This window comes from Pseudoclavibacter endophyticus (genome assembly GCF_008831085.1).
GTDB classification, from domain to species: Bacteria; Actinomycetota; Actinomycetes; order Actinomycetales; family Microbacteriaceae; genus Pseudoclavibacter; species Pseudoclavibacter endophyticus.
Genome location: NZ_WBJY01000001.1, coordinates 451987 through 468238, shown reverse-complemented (window position 1 = coordinate 468238; position 16252 = coordinate 451987). Strand labels below are relative to the sequence as shown.

Annotated in this window: 17 protein-coding genes; 9 read left to right on the top strand and 8 right to left on the bottom strand. The window is 71.3% G+C overall.

The annotated features are described in order from the left end of the window. Positions 1-172 precede the first annotated feature (172 nt). Together F8O04_RS02045 and F8O04_RS15265 are read left to right on the top strand one after the other, a co-directional pair. Entirely contained in the window at positions 173-1384 is a 1212-nt protein-coding gene (locus tag F8O04_RS02045; RefSeq protein ID WP_158027672.1) for a DUF4097 family beta strand repeat-containing protein, read from the top strand. Further along, positions 1381-2304 carry a PadR family transcriptional regulator gene (locus tag F8O04_RS15265; RefSeq protein ID WP_158027671.1) on the top strand — a complete coding sequence of 308 codons (924 nt, stop codon included), beginning with the start codon at positions 1381-1383 and terminating at the stop codon, positions 2302-2304. Before F8O04_RS02045 ends, F8O04_RS15265 begins: the two co-directional genes overlap by 4 nt. Positions 2305-2419: 115 nt before the next feature. On the opposite strand, the gene F8O04_RS02035 is transcribed toward F8O04_RS15265, so the two are convergent. Both F8O04_RS02035 and F8O04_RS02030 read right to left on the bottom strand, forming a co-directional pair. Beyond that, entirely contained in the window at positions 2420-3343 is a 924-nt protein-coding gene (locus F8O04_RS02035; protein ID WP_158027669.1) for an IclR family transcriptional regulator, read from the bottom strand. A gap of 6 nt (positions 3344-3349) precedes the next feature. Further along, complete coding sequence (locus F8O04_RS02030) at positions 3350-4204, bottom strand: aldo/keto reductase (RefSeq protein ID WP_158027667.1); 855 nt, start codon at positions 4202-4204, stop codon at positions 3350-3352. A gap of 40 nt (positions 4205-4244) precedes the next feature. On the opposite strand from F8O04_RS02030, the gene F8O04_RS02025 reads away from it, so the two are divergent. Continuing rightward, positions 4245-4787, top strand: a complete 543-nt coding sequence (locus tag F8O04_RS02025) for a fluoride efflux transporter FluC (protein ID WP_188726330.1) — start codon at positions 4245-4247, stop codon at positions 4785-4787. Continuing rightward, on the top strand, positions 4784-5203 hold the full coding sequence (locus F8O04_RS02020) for a CrcB family protein (RefSeq protein ID WP_158027664.1): 420 nt from the start codon (positions 4784-4786) through the stop codon (positions 5201-5203). The genes F8O04_RS02025 and F8O04_RS02020 overlap by 4 nt, the downstream gene beginning before the upstream one ends. A gap of 14 nt (positions 5204-5217) precedes the next feature. Here F8O04_RS02020 and F8O04_RS02015 read toward each other — a convergent pair whose 3' ends face one another. Further along, on the bottom strand, positions 5218-6438 hold the full coding sequence (locus F8O04_RS02015; RefSeq protein ID WP_188726331.1) for an FAD-dependent oxidoreductase: 1221 nt from the start codon (positions 6436-6438) through the stop codon (positions 5218-5220). 243 nt (positions 6439-6681) lie between these two features. Between F8O04_RS02015 and F8O04_RS02010 the strand changes: the two genes are divergently transcribed. Further along, positions 6682-6936 (top strand): DUF3073 domain-containing protein, encoded by a 255-nt coding sequence (locus tag F8O04_RS02010; protein ID WP_158027662.1) that lies wholly within the window; start codon positions 6682-6684, stop codon positions 6934-6936. Positions 6937-6994: 58 nt separating this feature from the next. Continuing rightward, positions 6995-7411, top strand: a complete 417-nt coding sequence (locus F8O04_RS02005; protein WP_158027660.1) for a hypothetical protein — start codon at positions 6995-6997, stop codon at positions 7409-7411. Positions 7412-7489: 78 nt separating this feature from the next. Here F8O04_RS02005 and purM read toward each other — a convergent pair whose 3' ends face one another. After that, entirely contained in the window at positions 7490-8602 is a 1113-nt protein-coding gene (gene purM, locus F8O04_RS02000; RefSeq protein WP_158027658.1) for a phosphoribosylformylglycinamidine cyclo-ligase, read from the bottom strand. A gap of 67 nt (positions 8603-8669) precedes the next feature. Then, positions 8670-9656 carry a tyrosine-protein phosphatase gene (locus tag F8O04_RS01995; protein WP_188726332.1) on the bottom strand — a complete coding sequence of 329 codons (987 nt, stop codon included), beginning with the start codon at positions 9654-9656 and terminating at the stop codon, positions 8670-8672. 195 nt (positions 9657-9851) lie between these two features. Here F8O04_RS01995 and purF point away from each other — a divergent pair, with 195 nt between their 5' ends. After that, positions 9852-11309 carry an amidophosphoribosyltransferase gene (purF, locus tag F8O04_RS01990; protein ID WP_158027655.1) on the top strand — a complete coding sequence of 486 codons (1458 nt, stop codon included), beginning with the start codon at positions 9852-9854 and terminating at the stop codon, positions 11307-11309. 122 nt (positions 11310-11431) lie between these two features. Here purF and F8O04_RS01985 read toward each other — a convergent pair whose 3' ends face one another. Further along, positions 11432-11836, bottom strand: a complete 405-nt coding sequence (locus F8O04_RS01985; RefSeq protein ID WP_158027653.1) for a hypothetical protein — start codon at positions 11834-11836, stop codon at positions 11432-11434. Positions 11837-11942: 106 nt separating this feature from the next. Further along, positions 11943-12311: a sterol carrier family protein gene (locus F8O04_RS01980; RefSeq protein WP_158027651.1), complete on the bottom strand. Its 369-nt coding sequence runs from the start codon at positions 12309-12311 to the stop codon at positions 11943-11945. Between the two features lie 79 nt (positions 12312-12390). On the opposite strand from F8O04_RS01980, the gene purD reads away from it, so the two are divergent. Together purD and F8O04_RS01970 are read left to right on the top strand one after the other, a co-directional pair. Further along, positions 12391-13677: a phosphoribosylamine--glycine ligase gene (purD, locus tag F8O04_RS01975; protein ID WP_158027650.1), complete on the top strand. Its 1287-nt coding sequence runs from the start codon at positions 12391-12393 to the stop codon at positions 13675-13677. Beyond that, positions 13674-14606 carry a phosphoribosylaminoimidazolesuccinocarboxamide synthase gene (locus F8O04_RS01970; RefSeq protein WP_158027648.1) on the top strand — a complete coding sequence of 311 codons (933 nt, stop codon included), beginning with the start codon at positions 13674-13676 and terminating at the stop codon, positions 14604-14606. The genes purD and F8O04_RS01970 overlap by 4 nt, the downstream gene beginning before the upstream one ends. A gap of 22 nt (positions 14607-14628) precedes the next feature. On the opposite strand, the gene F8O04_RS01965 is transcribed toward F8O04_RS01970, so the two are convergent. Further along, a complete protein-coding gene (locus F8O04_RS01965) occupies positions 14629-16185 on the bottom strand; it encodes an AI-2E family transporter (RefSeq protein ID WP_225734816.1) in 1557 nt (518 codons plus the stop codon). Positions 16186-16252 lie beyond the last annotated feature (67 nt).

The window sequence follows — 16252 nt, the reverse complement described above, 5'->3', positions numbered from 1 at the left end:
GGCGCCGACACGGCTGAGCATTGCCCGACGACACAAACGCGATATATCGTGAGTGCGGGAAACGCGATGTATCTCGATGTGCATCGAGCCTACTCGCGTCATCCGACATCGCGTGCCCCAAGCACACCGGCAACGACATTCCAGCTCCCATGACAAATCTCCGGAGGAACCCGTGGCAATCGAACAGTGGCTCGTCGAAGGTCAGAAGACCATCGACATCGAGCGCATCCGACGCGTGAAAGCAAATCTCGTCGGCGGCTCTCTCGCCGTCCTTGCGCACGACGAGCCCCAGGCCCGCGTCGAGGTCACCTCGACGTCGGTGCGCAACCTCAAGGTCGCGGTCGACGGCGACACCCTCATCATCGATCACCCCCAGCTGTCGCTCGGCGACGTCACCGAAGGCGCGAAGACGCTGTGGCACCGACCGGAAGCCGTCATCAGCGTGCTCGTGCCGCAGCACTGCGATGTCGACGTCAAGGCCGCTTCTGCCGAGGTGCTCGTGGTAGGCGTCACGGGCGACGTACGGCTCAACACGGCCGCAGGCGAGCAGTTCATCGATAGCACGACGGGCGAGCTCACGCTCGGCACCGTCGACGCCGAGATCTCGGTCCGCCACCACCACGGCTCCGTCGCGACGAAGACGGTCGCGGGCGACGTCACGGTCGCCGGCACGATCGCCGCGTTCGCGGGCAACACCGTCACCGGCACGACCGTTCTCGACATCACCGACGGGCTTCCCGACCGCATCTCGAACCGATCGGCGACGGGCACCACGACCATCCGCATCCCGTACGGCGTCACGCCCGACTACCACATCGCCACGGTCACGGCCCGCGCCCACCTCGAGGGCGAGACCGAGCAGCCGTCCCCCGGCCGCTCCTTCGCGTCGCCCAAGCGCGACTACGAGAAGCGCCTCACCGAGGTGCACCTGCGCACGGTCGCCGGCCGCATCACGGTCGTGCGCGCGGGCGAGGGCGCCGACGCCGGCACCGGTGCCTCGGCCGCCGATGCCTCAGATCGCGGCGGCGACGAGGGCGCTCCGGGGTCGGTGCTCACGACGCGCAGGATCTTTCGCCGGATCGTGAAGGACAACTTCGACGAGCGCATCGACGAGCGCGTCGCGACGGCGAGCGACCAGCTCGGGGTTGAGCCGACGCCGTCCGCGGGCGTCGACGAGTCCTCGTCCTCGGCAGCCGGCCAGCCAAACGCAGCCGACACCGCGGGAGCGGGCGACGCCGGATCAGCGGGGCCCGACGCAGGCGACGCGCCCACCGGAGCGTCTGCTGCACCAGCCGCAGGCACGGCCCCCGATGGTGGCGACGGCTCGCCCGAGGCAGACGCCGAGCAGCGCGACGACGACAGGCAGAACGAGGCAGGCTCATGACCCCGCCCGTTTTCGCACACGGCCGGTTGCGGCTGTACCTGCTCGCGCTGCTCAACGAGCAGCCGCGGCACGGGTACGAGCTGATCCAGGCCCTGACCGAGCGATTCGACGGCACGTACGCGCCGAGCGCCGGCACGATCTACCCGCGACTGGCCAAGCTCGAGGCCGAGGGGCTCGTCACGAAAGAGGTCGACGGCCGCAAGACCATCTACCGCATCACCGACGAGGGTCGCCGCGAGGTCGAGTCGCGCGCCGACGAGCTCGCCGACATCGAGAGCGACGTCGACAACTCGGTACGCCGGCTCGCGCAGGAACTCCGCGACGACCTCACGGTCGCGCGCGACAAGCTGCGCAGCGAGTTCTCGGCGTTCCGCGAACGTCAGACCGGCGACGAGGGCTCCACGTGGGGCAGCGACTTCGGCAAGAAGGCGTCGATGTTCGCGCATCGGGCCGCCGAGGCCGCGACGGCCGGCTGGTCGGCCGGAGAGTCGCAGCACCGGTCCGGCGCCGACATCGGCGCGTCGGCGAGCGCCGCATTCCACGCGGCATCGGGCACATTCACGACGGGCGAGGGAGTGCGCGACGCCGCCGGCGGCGACGGTTCGCCGACCGACGATCGGCCGCGACCGCAGGACGCTCCGACGCCGCCGGACGAGACCGCGGCATCCGGCGATGGCACGCCGTCCGGTGGCCCGGCGGGAACCGGCGAATCGGCGCCCGACGGCTCGGGACCGGATACGAGCATCGCGCGTCGTGCCGACCTCTCGCTCGACCGCTTCCGGCAGGACGTGCGGCAGGACCTTCGCCGGGCCGAGGCCGAGGGTCGCGTGACCGACGACGTGCTCGCCCTCATCGACGCCGAGCTCAGCCGGGTGCGCGACCTGCTGCACCACGTGCTCGGTCCCCGCGACAACCGGTAGACCGGGCACCACGAGGCCCCGTCCCGCGGCAACTCGCCGCGCGGCGGGGCCTCGGCGCGTCCGCGCCCACACGAGCGGCCGCGCCCGGTGCCGCGAGGTGCTCCCCGGGCATCCCCTACTCGCGCGGTGGTCTTCGAGCGCGGGGATCTCGGTGACGGGCCTCGCGTCCGCGCGGGTCGTGCGCCGCATCGAGCTCCGCGTAGTACACGCGACTCGCCCTGGACGTGCCCGCGAGCGGCGGCGCGAGGCGCTGGCCCGCCGTCGCCGCGGTCCCGTCGCCGGGCGCGTAGGCGTCGCGCAGGGCTCGCGTGATCCCCGCCGCGGCGAAGGTGAGCAGTTCGATCTCGGCCGAGGGGGTGCGCGCGTCGTTCGGGATCACGATCCCGAGCGCCGCGTACACCGCCCCCTGCGGGCCGAACACGGGCACGGCGACGCCACGCGATGCCTCGTGGATGTACCCATCCGTCACGGCGACCCCCTGGGATCTCGCGCGGCGGATGCACGCCTGGAGTTCGTCGCCGCCTCGCGGCGTACGCGGGGTCGGGTGCGGCCAGCCCGCCACGATGACGCGTTCGACCGTCTCATCACCGGCGTGGGCGAGGAGCACGAGGCCGCTCGAGCTCAACGGAAGCGGCGTGCGCCCGCCGATGAGCGTCGCGTTGATGACGGCGTCCGGTCGTGACAACCGCTCGACGAACAGCACGTCCGTGCCGCTGAGCACGCCGAGCTGCGTGTGCTGGCCAATGCGCGCGTGCACGGCCTCCATGAACGGCCGTGCGAGCTCGCGCAACCCGAGCGCTCCGGGGGTGCGCGACGCGAACTCCCACAACCGGATCCCCAGGCGGTAGGTGCGGTCCGGCATGCGCTCGAGCAGCCCCTCGCGCACGAGCTCTCCGACGAGCCGGTGCGCGGTCGAGCGAGCGAGCCCTGCGGCGTCGGCGATCTCGGCCAGCGTCAAGAACGGCTCGAGCGCATCGAAGGCCTCGAGCACGCGCAGGTGCTTGGCGAGCGCCGACTCGCCATCGGATCGGCGCGCCATCGTCCGCTAGAACTCCTCGTGCGTGTCGGGATCGAAGTCCGGGTCGACGGGCTTCGCGAGCGCCGCGATGCGCGCGAGGTCGTCATCGGTGAGATCGAACCCGAAGGCCGCGAGGTTCTCGGCCTGCCGCACCGCGTTCGACGACTTCGGCAGGGGCACGAGCCCGCCCTGCGTGTGCCAGCGCAGGATCGCCGTCGCGGGCGTCACCCCGTGCGCGTCCGAGATCTGCGCGAACACCGCGTCGGCGTCCTCGCCGAGGCCGCGCCGACCGCCGAGCGGGCTCCATGACTCGGTCACGATCCCGAGCTCGGCGTGCGCGGCGCGCCACTCGTGGCGCGGGAGGATCGGCGAGACCTGGATCTGATTGATCGCCGGAACGACGCCCGTCTCGCCGATGATGCGCTCGAGGTGCGCCGGGGTGAAGTTGGAGACGCCGATGCTGCCGAGCTGCCCGTCATCGCGAGCCGCGATGAGGGCCCGCCACGACTCGACGTACCTGTCGAGGCGAGGCAGCGGCCAGTGGATGAGGTAGACGTCGATACGCTCGAGCCCGAGCCGCTCGAGCGACCCGTCGATCGACCGGCGCGCCTCGTCATAGCCGTGGTCGCGGCCCGGGAGCTTCGACGTGACGAGCAGTTCCTCACGTGCGGCGACGCCATCGGCAACGGCTGCGGCGACGCCCCGGCCCACCTCCACCTCGTTCTCGTAGCGCATGGCCGAGTCGATGAGCCGATACCCCGCCTCGATCGCACTGCGCACGACCGCCTCCCCGTCGGCGCCGACGACCTTGGAGGTGCCGAAACCGATCGCCGGGATCACGGTGCCATCATTGAGCCGAACGCCGGGAATCGCAGTGGTCATGGTTCAACGGTAGCCGGGGTTCGGTTTGGAGGCACGGCACGTGACGAGACCTGACGCACCCGGCGAGACGGTTCCCGCCGAGGCCACAGCCCGTCCTCTCGCGGCTCGGACGCTCGTGGCCGTCGCCGTCGGCGGCGCGCTCGGCACGGCGGCGCGAATCGGGTTCGGCGACCTCGCCGCACTCGGCGATCCCGCGGCCGCCTGGTACGGCGACAACCCCGTCGACGATCTCGGCGCCTTCGGCGATGCCGCCCTGCTCGCAACCCTCGCCGTGAACCTGCTCGGCTCGCTGCTGCTCGGCGTCATCGCGGGCGCCGCGTGGCCGGCCCGGCTCGACTGGCTGCGCGCCGGTTGCGGCGCGGGCTTCTGCGGTGCCTTCACGACGTTCTCGTTCGTCGCGCTCGTCTTCGCGGTGCTCGGTTACTCCTCTGGCCTCGCGTGGGGGCTGCTCATCAGCGGCGTCCTCGGCGGCCTGCTGTTCGTCGCGATCGGCGCGATCATTGGGCGCGCCATCAGCCCGGGCGCCATTCGCCCCGGCACCGCGCATCCCGACACCGCCGAGCATCCCGGGAGCAGCGCATGACCCCGCTCGTCGTCACGCTCACGATCGCGGCGGGTGCGGGCGGTGCCCTGCTCCGCTACGTGCTGCAATCGGCCGGGCACCGCCGACGCGACGACGGCAGGACACGAGGCCTCACTCCCGAGTGGCGCATCGTCGTCATCAATATCGTGGCCTCGTTCCTCGCTGGGGCGGCATTCGCGGTGCTGCCTGCCGCGTGGGAACCGGTCGCCATCGCCGGCTTCTGCGGCGGACTGAGCACGTGGAGCACGTTCATGCTTGACGCGCACGGCGCCTGGCGAGCACGTCGCCGCCTGCGCGCGGTGGCGCTGCTCGCGGCGACGATCGGCTACGGGCTGCTCGCGGCAATCGCCGGCGTCTACGTCGGCGCGATATTGATCGGCGGGATCCTCGTCGACGGCATGCCGCTCGGCGCGTGAACCGCACCGGCCCTCTACTCGAGGCGATCGAGCGCGTCGACGGCGTCATCCGCGATGGCGAGCGCGTGCACGAGGGCGTCGGCGCTCCGCACCTCGGTGCCTTCCCCCACGATCGCCACGCGCCTGTCGCGCCGGTTCCAGCCCGACCGGGCCCGGTACGACGTGAGGGGCTCCCGGAGCCGCAGCGGCGCAAGGTGCCGCAGCGGCACGTGTGAACCCGTCGCCCATACGACCGAGTCGAGCTCGAGGCGATCCCCGTTGGCGAGGCTCGCTACGCGACCGTCGAAGCGCTGCAGGGCACCGCGCGACCGCAGCAGCCCCCGATCGATCGCGGCCGCGACCTCGGCCGTGCGCATGATCCACGCACGCCGGCTCCGCAGCCGCACCGGCCCCGCGGTGCCGCCGTCCCACATGCGATTCACGGGATGCCCGTATCCGGCACGAGGGACCGGGGCCGGCCCCTCCTGCGGCCGCGCCAGGAATCGTTGCGCGTCACCGAACGCACGTAACCCTGGATCGCGCGCCACGGCATCCGCCGCCCCGCCGACGCCCTCCCGGGCCTCGGACGGCTCGCGCGGCTCCGGCTCTCGGAACTCCGGCTCGCGCCGCGTCGACCAGGCGACCGTCGCCGCTCGCCCTTCAAGCAGCCGCAACAGGTCGACCGCCGTGCGTCCGCCGCCGACGACGAGCACCCTCCGTCCCTCCAGGTCTCCAAGGCGTTCGAGCCGAGCCGCAGGGACATGCACCCCGGGGAACCCGCGCATGCCCGGCACCCACGGCACGAACGGCGACGACCAGTGGCCAGTCGCGTCGATCAGAATGCGGCATTCGATCGTGCGCCTCGTGCCCGTCGGCCCGACGTACTCGACGTGCAGACGATTCGTCCGTCGCGGCGAGGTCACCGCGACGACGCGCGCGGGCCGGTAGATGTACAGGTTCGAAGCATCCTCGAAATAGGCGAGGGTGCGGGGCACGACATCGCGAACCGGCTCGTCCGGGTCGGCCCGGTCGTAGCCGAGCTGGAAGTCGGAGAGCCCCTCCGGCTCGACGAGATCGTCAGCCATGCGCATTGGCAGGCCGTCCCAGGCCCGGCGCCACGATCCTCCCGGCCCCGACTCGGCGTCAAGGACGATCACGTCACGCATCGTCTGCATCCCCTGACGCTGGAGCTCGAGCGCGACCGTCAATCCCGCGGCGCCACCGCCAACGACCACGATGTCGGTCGATGACTGCACTGGATCTCCTCGGGGAATCGGTCGGGAGGGGCTGGAGCGACACGCTGAGCGCGCAGATGAGGCGGGCGGTGAGGATACCCCGAGTGGCGCGGTCGCGGCACGCATGCGCAAGCATAGGTACGACTTCGGGACGAGGGGCGACGGCACGCGCCATGCTAGGGTGAACGCCAGATTTCCGATTCCTCTGTCCCTGGGCGATTCGTTGTGCCCGTGTCCAGGCGAGAAGCATAAAGGGGGTTGCGCATGGGGCGTGGCCGTCAGAAGGCGAAGCACACCAAGGTCGCCCGAGCGCTCAAATACTCCGTACCCGAAACCAACTATGGCGAGCTCGAACGTGAGCTCGCCGGTGCTGGTGCACGGCACGACGTCGCCGCCGAATACGACGGCACCGACCCCTCGGAGCAGTCCGAGGACGAGCTGTCGAAGTGGGCCGAGTACTACGATCCGGCCGACGACGCCGACGGCGATGAGTACGACGCCTACCCCCGTCGTGCGTAGACGCGCCCACTCCCCGGCGACGCATCGGCCCCCGGCCGGCCCCGGCAACGCCTAAGCCGTGGAGGGATATCAATCGCCGCCCATCGGCATGGCGATCCTCATCGCCATCCTGCTGCTGGCGGGCAATCTGCTCGTCATCCTCACGATCTCGCTCTGCGCCAACGGCACCATCACGCGCGGTGGCCTCGCGGGCATCCGCACCGCCGCGACACGGGTGTCCGAAGCCGCGTGGACGGCGGGGCACGCCGCAGCCCTGCCCGTCGCCCGGGTGGGTCACGGAGTGGGAGCCGTGTGCGCGGTCGGCTCGCTCCTGGTGTCCAACACCGTCCTGCCCTACCTGCTCGTGCTCGGCACCGCCGTTGCGGTCATGATCGTCTCGGTCGTCGTGGAGGCCGTCGTCGCCCACCGGGCGGCCGAACGCGCTGAGGCGCCGGCGAGCCGGCCGCATCTCCGCCGGCCTCGCCGGGATCGCTGAATTCCTGCGCCATAACGCCCCGGGAGCCGCCGCGACCCATCCGTCGCCGCGAAGGGCCGCGGCGCTAGGCGGCGACGATCAGGCGCGGTACGAACCGACGAGGCGCACGGCGCCCCCGTCGACGCCCTTCGCGCCCTGCTCGAACCCGTCGAGATCGCGCTCGCCGACGACCACGGTGCCCGCGCGCCACGCCGCGAACCCCTCCTTCTCGAGGGCCGCGAGCACGGCATCCACACCGTCGGCGTCGACGATCGCGAACATGCCGATGCCGAGGTTCCAGGTGCCCTCGGTCGCCTCGAGCGGCGAGCCGGCCATATCGGCGAGCACGCGGAACACGGGAAGCGGCGACCAGGTGCCACGGTCGAGCTCGACCCACGCGCCGCTCGGCAGCACGCGCGCGAGGTTGGCCGCGATGCCGCCGCCCGTGACGTGGCTCAGCGCGCGGATGCTCTCGGCCACCGTGTCACCGTGCTCGCCGCGCAGCACGCGCACGAGCTCACCCGTGTAGAGACGGGTCGGCTCGAGCAGCACCTCGCCGACGACGCCGCCGAGCTCGTCCGACCGGTCGGTGAAGGCGAGCCCCCGGTCGGCGATGACACGGCGCACGAGCGAGAACCCGTTCGAGTGCAGTCCGGATGCTCCGATCGCCACGACCACGTCGCCGTCGCGCACCCGATCGGGTCCGAGCACCCGATCGGCCTCGACGACACCGACCGCGGCACCCGCGACGTCGTAGTCGTCGGGCCCGAGGAGGCCGGGGTGCTCGGCGGTCTCGCCGCCCGTGAGCGCCGTGCCCGTTGCGGCGCAGGCGCGCGCGATGCCCTCGACGATCGCCGCGATGCGCTCCGGCACGACTTTGCCGCAGGCGATGTAGTCGGTCATGAACAGGGGTTCGGCTCCGACGACGACGATGTCGTCGACCACCATTGCGACGAGATCCTGGCCGATCGTGTCGTGCTTGTCGATGGCCTGGGCGATGGCGACCTTGGTTCCGACGCCGTCGGTCGAGCTCGCGAGAAGGGGCTTGCGCATCCCGACGAGGCGGCTCGCGTCGAACAAGCCGGCGAAACCCCCGACTCCCCCCAGCACCTCCGGCCCATGCGTGGCCTTGACGGCCCGCTTCATGAGTTCAACGGCGAGGTCGCCGGCTCGCGTGTCAACGCCCGCGCGGGCGTAGAGGTCTTCGGCCACGGTCGTCCTCCCGGGTGGTGCTCTGGGCGACCCCAGCCTAGTGGCGGGTCGGGGTGCCGGCGTGCGCCTACCCGCCTCCGCGCAGCCGCGCCCGCAGGCCCTGCAGCTCGGCCTCGGTCAGACCGGCCCTCGTGAGCGCGGTCCACGGGTCGAAGCCGTCGAGCTCTTCGAGGACCGCGGTGCGCACCGTGAGCCCGTGCTCGGCGAGCGACGCCTCGATGACCTCCTTGGGGTCGGGGAAGTCGAGGCGCGAAAAGAAGGGGCCTAGCTCCTCGGCACTCTCCGCGTAGTCGTCAGCGATCGCCTCGGGCTCCACGTCGGCGAGGCTCAGCAGCGCGAACGTGACGAGCCCCGTGCGGTCTCGCCCGACGGCGCAGTGGTAGACGACGGCGTCGGGCGACGCCGCAATGGCGCGAAGCACCGCGACGACGCGCTGCGGCTGCTGCTCGATGACGGGTCGGAAGAACCGGGGATTCCCGAGCCGACGCTCCTCGCGCATCCGGTCCCAGAACACTCGGTCGCTCGTGTTGTCGAGCGGCACGCGGATGCCGAACACGCCGTCGGGGAGCTCCGCTTCGCGCGTCGCAGGCACGCGATACGCGTTCGCCCGCTCCTCCCACGCGCTCCTCGCCACCGGACGCGTCTCGAACGCATTGCGCAGGTCGACCACGGTGCGCACGCCCGCCTCCCGCGCCGCCTCGAGGCCCGCTTCGGTCGCGAAACGCAGGTCGGCCGAGCGCACGAATGCACCGGTGAGCGTCACGCCGCCGTCGCGCGTGGGCAGCCCGCCGAGGTCACGGGCGTTGTAGAACCCGTCCCAGTCAACCGCGCGCGGCGAACGACGGAGTGGCTCCGGGTGCGCCTGCGGCTCGGGCGCGTGCGGTTTGGCCGGGGCGGCCGGCGCCCCCGCGTCCGGCCTACTGGGAACCGGATCGAACTCGTCAGGCCGCTCGGCGGGCCGTGAGTCTGGGCGGTCTCCCATCGCTGCCGGATCGGGCGCAGGCGTTGCACGATCGGTCGCGGCTGCTGGCGTTGGGGCGGCGGCGTCAGTCACACCCTCAATGGTCGCGTAGTCGGACGCCCCGCGCACCCGTTCTCCCCGATTCCTCGCCGCCGCCCGAGATTCCTCGCCGCCGCCGAGGCCGCCCACCGCCCTCCGCGAACGCCCGCAACGCGCATCCGCCTGGTGTGAAAAGATCGGTGCGACCCGTTCCGGGCTTTCCTGAGCAACCCCTGGAGTACTCCCAGCGTGTGCGGCATTGTCGGTCATGTCTCGACCACCCCCGTCAATCAGCAGATCTACGACTCGCTGCTTCTTCTGCAGCACCGCGGACAGGATTCGACGGGCATCACGACCTCGAAGGGGTCGACGTTCTATCACGTCAAGACGACGGGGCAGGTGCGCGAGGGGTACCGCACGCGCGACATGCGCAGCCTGCTCGGCAACGTCGGTCTTGGCCACGTCCGCTACGCCACGGCCGGCGACGCCACGAACGAGGAAGAGGTGCAGCCGTTCTATGTGAACGCGCCGTACGGCATCACGCTCGTGCACAACGGCAACCTCACCAACACCCGTGAGCTCGACGACGAGCTCTACCGCATCGACCGGCGGCATCTGAACTCGTCGAGCGACACCGAGATCCTGCTGAACGTGCTCGCCAACGAGCTGCAGCGCACGGTGCAGAGCGACGAGCTCACGCCGGAGCAGCTGTTCACCGCGCTCGGCCGCGTCCACGAGCGCGTCGAGGGCTCGTACGCCGCGATCGCGCTCATCGCGGGCCACGGCCTGCTGGCGTTCCGAGACCCGTTCGGCATCCGGCCCCTCATCCTCGGTCGCCGCCTCGACGAGAACGGGCGGGACGAGTGGGTCGTCGCCTCCGAGTCGCTCGTGCTGGAGTCGGGAGGCTACGAGGTCGTGCGCGATGTCGAGCCGGGCGAGGCCGTGTTCATCACCAACGGCGGCGTGCTGTATTCGCAGCAGTGCGCGACGAACCCGAAGCTCGCGCCGTGCTCGTTCGAGTACGTGTACCTCGCCCGACCCGACTCGGTCATGAACGGCATCTCGGTGTACGAGTCACGCCTGCGCATGGGCGAGACCCTCGCCGACGAGGTCGCCCGCCAGGTGTCGACCGGCGACATCGACGTGGTCATGCCGATCCCGGATTCGGCCCGGCCGAGCGCCATGCAGCTCGCGATGAAGCTCGGCATCGACTATCGCGAGGGCTTCTACAAGAACCGCTACATCGGCCGTACATTCATCATGCCCGGGCAGAAGGTGCGCAAGCGCTCGGTGCGGCAGAAGCTCAACGCGCTTTCGACGGAGTTCAAGGGCAAGCATGTCCTCCTCGTCGACGACTCGATCGTGCGCGGCACGACCTCGAAGGAGATCGTCGAGATGGCGCGGCAGGCCGGCGCCGCATCGGTCACCTTCGCATCGGCGGCGCCGCCCGTGCGTCACCCGCACGTGTACGGCATCAACATGCCGTCGCGTGGCGAGCTCGTGGCTTCGGCCCGCTCGATCGACGAGGTCGCCTCGGTGATCGGCTGCGACCGCCTCATCTACCAGACCGTCGAGGGCCTGCATGAGGCGATCGTCCGCGGCAGCGACATCACCGACCTCGACATGAGCTGCTTCACCGGCGAATACGTCACCGGCACGGTCAAGCCCGAGTACCTCGCGTGGCTCGAGCAGCACCAGACGAGCTGACGCGGGGTCTCCGAACGGCCTGGCCACGCCGGCCCCCAAGCGGACTCCGCAGAGGGCACCCGTAGGAACAGGCGACGGCGGGCCGACATCTGCACGCCACCTCCGGGCGGAGGCTGGCGCGGCTACTCGGCGTTGCGCGCGATGACGATCTCGGTGCGGCTGCGCTTCTCGGCCGCGCGGCCGAGGAAGTAGCCGATCAGGCCGCCGAGGCCGAGGCAGATGGGCACGAGGTAGACGGCGAGGAAGCCAAACACCTGTAGCTCGGTGAACTGGAGCTCGGGATTGGGGGGAAGGAACGACGGGTCGTCGGGCCAAAGGAGCGTGAGCCCGACCGCGAGCAACAGGCCGACGATCGCGCCAAGTCCGAGAAAGCGACCCATGCGCGCCTGGCGCGACACCCGGGCGGGGAGCTCGACGGGGGCTTCGGGCTCACTCGCGTCGTCGGGTTCGCTCGCGTGGTCGAGCTCGGCCTCGACGCCAGGCTCGTCGATACCGCGGGGGGTCGTGTCGTCGTCGCGTGCGGGCATACCGCTATTGTCGCTCACCCGCGAGGTCTGGGGGCACACGCTGCGCTCAGACAGGAGCGTGCGCCCGTCCTGTCCGGCCGCGGCCGGGTGCGGACGCGGACGCGGCTCAGCGGAGCCGGACGACGGGAAGCAGCGCTTCCAGGCTCGCCCGCGTGCCCGACGCGCGCACCACGCCCGCCGTCATCGCGTCGTTCCACGACAACCGGCCCGTGGCGAGCGCGAGCCAGGTCTCCGTGTCGACCTCGACCACGTTCGGCGGGGTGCCTCGGGTGTGGCCCGGCCCCTCGATGCACTGCACGGCCCCAAACGGCGGCACCCGAACCTCGACGCTCGCGCCCGGCGCGCGTTCGGCGAGCACTTGCAGCGTGTAACGCACGGCCGCGGCCCTGTCGGTGCGGGTCGCCGCCTCGCCCGCCGCCACCCACGCGTCGAGGGCCGCGCGCCCCTCCGCCTCCGAAATCCGCGCCTTCGCCATGGACTCATCGTGACATGGGCGTGGACGGAGGCTCGGCACGCGACTGCGCGCGCCCCGCGTCGCCCGTAAGCTGTGCCGGGTGAAGATTCTGGTTCTTGGTTCGGGCGCCCGCGAGCACGCCATCGTGTCTTCGCTGGCCGCCGAAGGCATGCACGACATCATCGCGGCACCCGGCAACCCCGGCATCGCGGCCGAAGCCACAGTGCTCGCGCTGGACGCCAACGACCCCGACCTGGTTTCCGCGTTCGCCCGCGACGAGGGCGTCGGGCTGGTCGTGATCGGCCCGGAGGCGCCCCTCGTCACCGGAGTCGCCGACGCGGTGCGCGCCGAGGGCATCCCCGTCTTCGGGCCGAACCGCGCGGCTGCCGAGCTCGAGGGCTCGAAGACGTTCGCGAAGCAGGTCATGGAGCGAGCGCACGTGCCAACCGGCGGGGCGCGGCTGTGCACCGAGATCAGTCACGTCACCGATGCGCTCGAGGCGTTCGGCGCGCCCTACGTCGTGAAGGCCGACGGCCTCGCGGCCGGCAAGGGGGTCATGGTCACGACCGACCTGGCCGAGGCGCTCACCCATGCCACGTACTGGCTGACCTCGGGCCCGGTGCTCGTCGAAGAGTTCCTCGACGGTCGCGAGGTGTCGCTGTTCGTGCTCACCGACGGAACGACGTGCCGCGCCCTCCCGCCGGCGCAGGACTTCAAGCGGCTGGGCGACCACGACACGGGCCCAAACACCGGCGGCATGGGCGCGTACACCCCGGTCCCGTTCCTCGTCGAGCGATTCGGCTCGGAGGCCGCCTTCGCGACGACCGTCGTCGAGCAGATCGCCCAGCCCGTCGTTGACGAACTGCGCCGCAGCGGCGCCCCTTTCGTCGGGCTGCTCTACTGCGGCCTCATCGTCACCGACGGGGGCATCCGCGTCATCGAGTTCAACGCGCGTTTCGGCGACCCCGAGACACAGGTCGTGCTGGCGCGTCTCGACCAGCCGCTATCGGAACTGCTCCTCGCCGCCGCGAACGGCACGCTCCACGAGCAGCCGGAAGAGCTCGCGGTCGCCGATCGGGCGGCCGTCACCGTCGTGCTCGCGAGCGAGGGCTACCCCGATTCGCCGCAGACCGGCCGCATCGTGATGGGAACGGCCGAGGCCGATTCATCCGACCGCGCGGTCCGCGTCCTGCACGCCGCGACGCGGGGCGACCTCGACGGCGAGCTGCGCGCGACGGGCGGTCGCGTGCTCAACGTGGTGGCTCAGGGGGCCGACATCGCAGAGGCACGGCAACGCGCCTACGGCGCGCTGGAGCGCATCCGGCTCGACGGCGGCCATTTCCGCACCGACATCGGCGAGGCCGCCGCGAACGGGTTGGCGCGATGACCCAGGGTCAGTCCGCACCCGTGGGCCCAGCCCCCGAACTCCCGGGCTGGCGGCACGTCTACTCGGGAAAGGTGCGTGAGGTCTACGAGGCTGAGGCCGCCGCCGAGGGCGATGACCTGGCCGACGACGCCGGCACCCTCCTCGTGGTCGCAACCGACCGCGTGAGCGCGTTCGATCACATCCTTCGCCCGGCCATCCCCGGTAAGGGCGCCATGCTCACTCGCCTCAGCCGCTGGTGGTTCGCGCAGCTCGACGCGCCGAACCACCTGCGTGAGCCGGCCGGGTGGGATGCGGGGCTCGATCCCGACACGGCTGCGCGGGCCATGCGCGTGGCGAAGCTCGAGATGTTTCCCGTCGAGTGCGTCGTGCGCGGCTACCTCACCGGATCGGGCTTCGCCGAATACCGCGACCACGGCACCGTCTGCGGTCTCGCGCTGCCGGCGGGGCTCGGCGACGGCGATCGGCTCCCCCAACCCCTGTACACGCCCGCGTTCAAGGCGCAGCAGGGCGACCACGACGAGAACATCACGTTCGAGCGGACCATCGGGCTGATCGGCGAGGATGCCGCGGTCGCGCTTCGCGACGCGTCGCTCCAGATCTTCGCGCGAGCGAGCGGGATCGCCGAGTCGCGCGGCGTGATCCTCGCCGACACGAAGTTCGAGTTCGGGGTCGATCCCGCGACGGGCGAGATCACGCTCGGCGACGAGGTGCTCACGAGCGACTCGTCCCGTTATTGGGACGCGGCGCTCTACGGCGATGCGTCGGCACCGCTCGGCGTTCGGCTGTCGTCGTTCGACAAGCAGCTCGTGCGCGACTGGCTGCGCGACAACTGGGACGGCTCGGGCGAGCCGCCCGAGCTGCCCGCCGAGGTGGTCGAGCGCACCGTCGAGCGCTACGAGGAGCTCTTCGACCGGCTCGGGGTGGCGTAGCGCGATCGAGCGCGCGGCGCGCTCAGCGAGCGTCGCCGTCGCCTGGTCTCGCCACCTCCGGGAGCCGGGGCTGCGATGCCGACATGGCTTCGGCATCCGTCGCGCCCGTTCGCCCGCCGCGCCGCCCGCGCTCGTCCGGATCTCGGCCGAACCAGCCCTTTGTGGTGGCGTGCTCGAGCTGGGGCAGCGGCTCGTTCCAGGCGACGATGAGCGCCCACCCGACCGCCGCAATCGGCACGGCGAGGAGCGTTCCGACGATGCCGCCGAGGACCGTTCCGACCATCAGGGCGATCAACACGACGAGCGCGTGTAGCTTGAGCGACCGCCCGAGCACGATCGGCTGCAAGAAGTTGCCCTCGAGCTGGTTGACGACCACGACGATCGCGATGACCGCGATGGCCTCCCACATGCCGTTGGTCACCAGGGTGACGAGCGCCGCGATGATGCCGGCGAGCGTCGCGCCCACGATGGGGATGAACGCGCAGATGAAGATGATGACGGCGAGTGGGAAGGCGAGCGGCACGCCGATGACCCACAGGCCGATGCCGATGAACACCGCGTCGACGAGCGCGACGATGACGGTGCCGCGCACGTAGCCGCCCATGACACTGACGGCGCGCCCGCCCATGAGCTTGAACCGGCGCAGGCGGGCGCCCTTCGCGGGGCGGAGGAGGAAGTTCCAGATGATGGGGCCGTCCTTCATGAAGAAGAACAGCACGACGACGAAGAGCACCGCAGAGGTGGCGAACGTCGCGACGGCCGAGATGCCGGCCGTGACGCCCGTGGCGGCGGCCGAGCCGAACTGGCTCGAGAACACGAAGTCGCGCACCTGCTCGTACCACTCCCCCAGTTGTTCGGCATCGACCACGAGGCCGAAGGTCGACTCGACCCACGACAGCGTCTGGTGAAAGCCGTCCACGGCATTTTCGCTCAGCGTGGCCCACTGGTTTTCGATGAGCACGACGATCATCCAGATCGCGCCGCCGAGCAGCAGCACGACGGCCAGCAGCACGACGATCGTCGCGAGGGATGATGGCCAGCCCCAATCGCGCAGCTTCGTGACGACGGGAGTGGCAGCGGACGCGATGATGAGCGCCAGCAGCACCGGAATCACAACGATTGAGATCTGGAGGCTGCCCCAGATCAGGAGCGCGGCGAGACCGACGACCAGCAGCACCTGCAGGCTGCGGGTCGCGGCGCGGCCGAGGGCATCCGTCCACATGAGGCCGACCGAAGCAGGGCGGCTCCCGCGGCCGTCGTCGGGACCCGGCTCGGCCGCCTCGGCCGCCGACGCCTCGGCGACGGGGTCTGGGCGCGGAACCTCGACGACGCTCGTCGCGACGGTCGGTGACGTACCGGGCGACGCGGATGCTGTCGCGACCGGTTGGGAAGGCCGGGGCGGCGCGCCCGCGGCTCCCCGCGCCGCCGTCTCGGCGCCAGCATTGGCGCCGACACCGGCCCCGGCACGGGCGCCAGCCGTCGCCGCCTCGTGCTCCGGCGCGGTCGGCTCGCGACGCGAGCGCTTTCCCGCTCCTGCGCGCGACGCGAGATCGCGCATCCGTTTTTGCCAAGCAGCCATCGGTATCCCCTTTCCGGCGCTTCTTCACCGTGCGCAACGCGTTTCGACGCAGCCAGACTCACCCTAG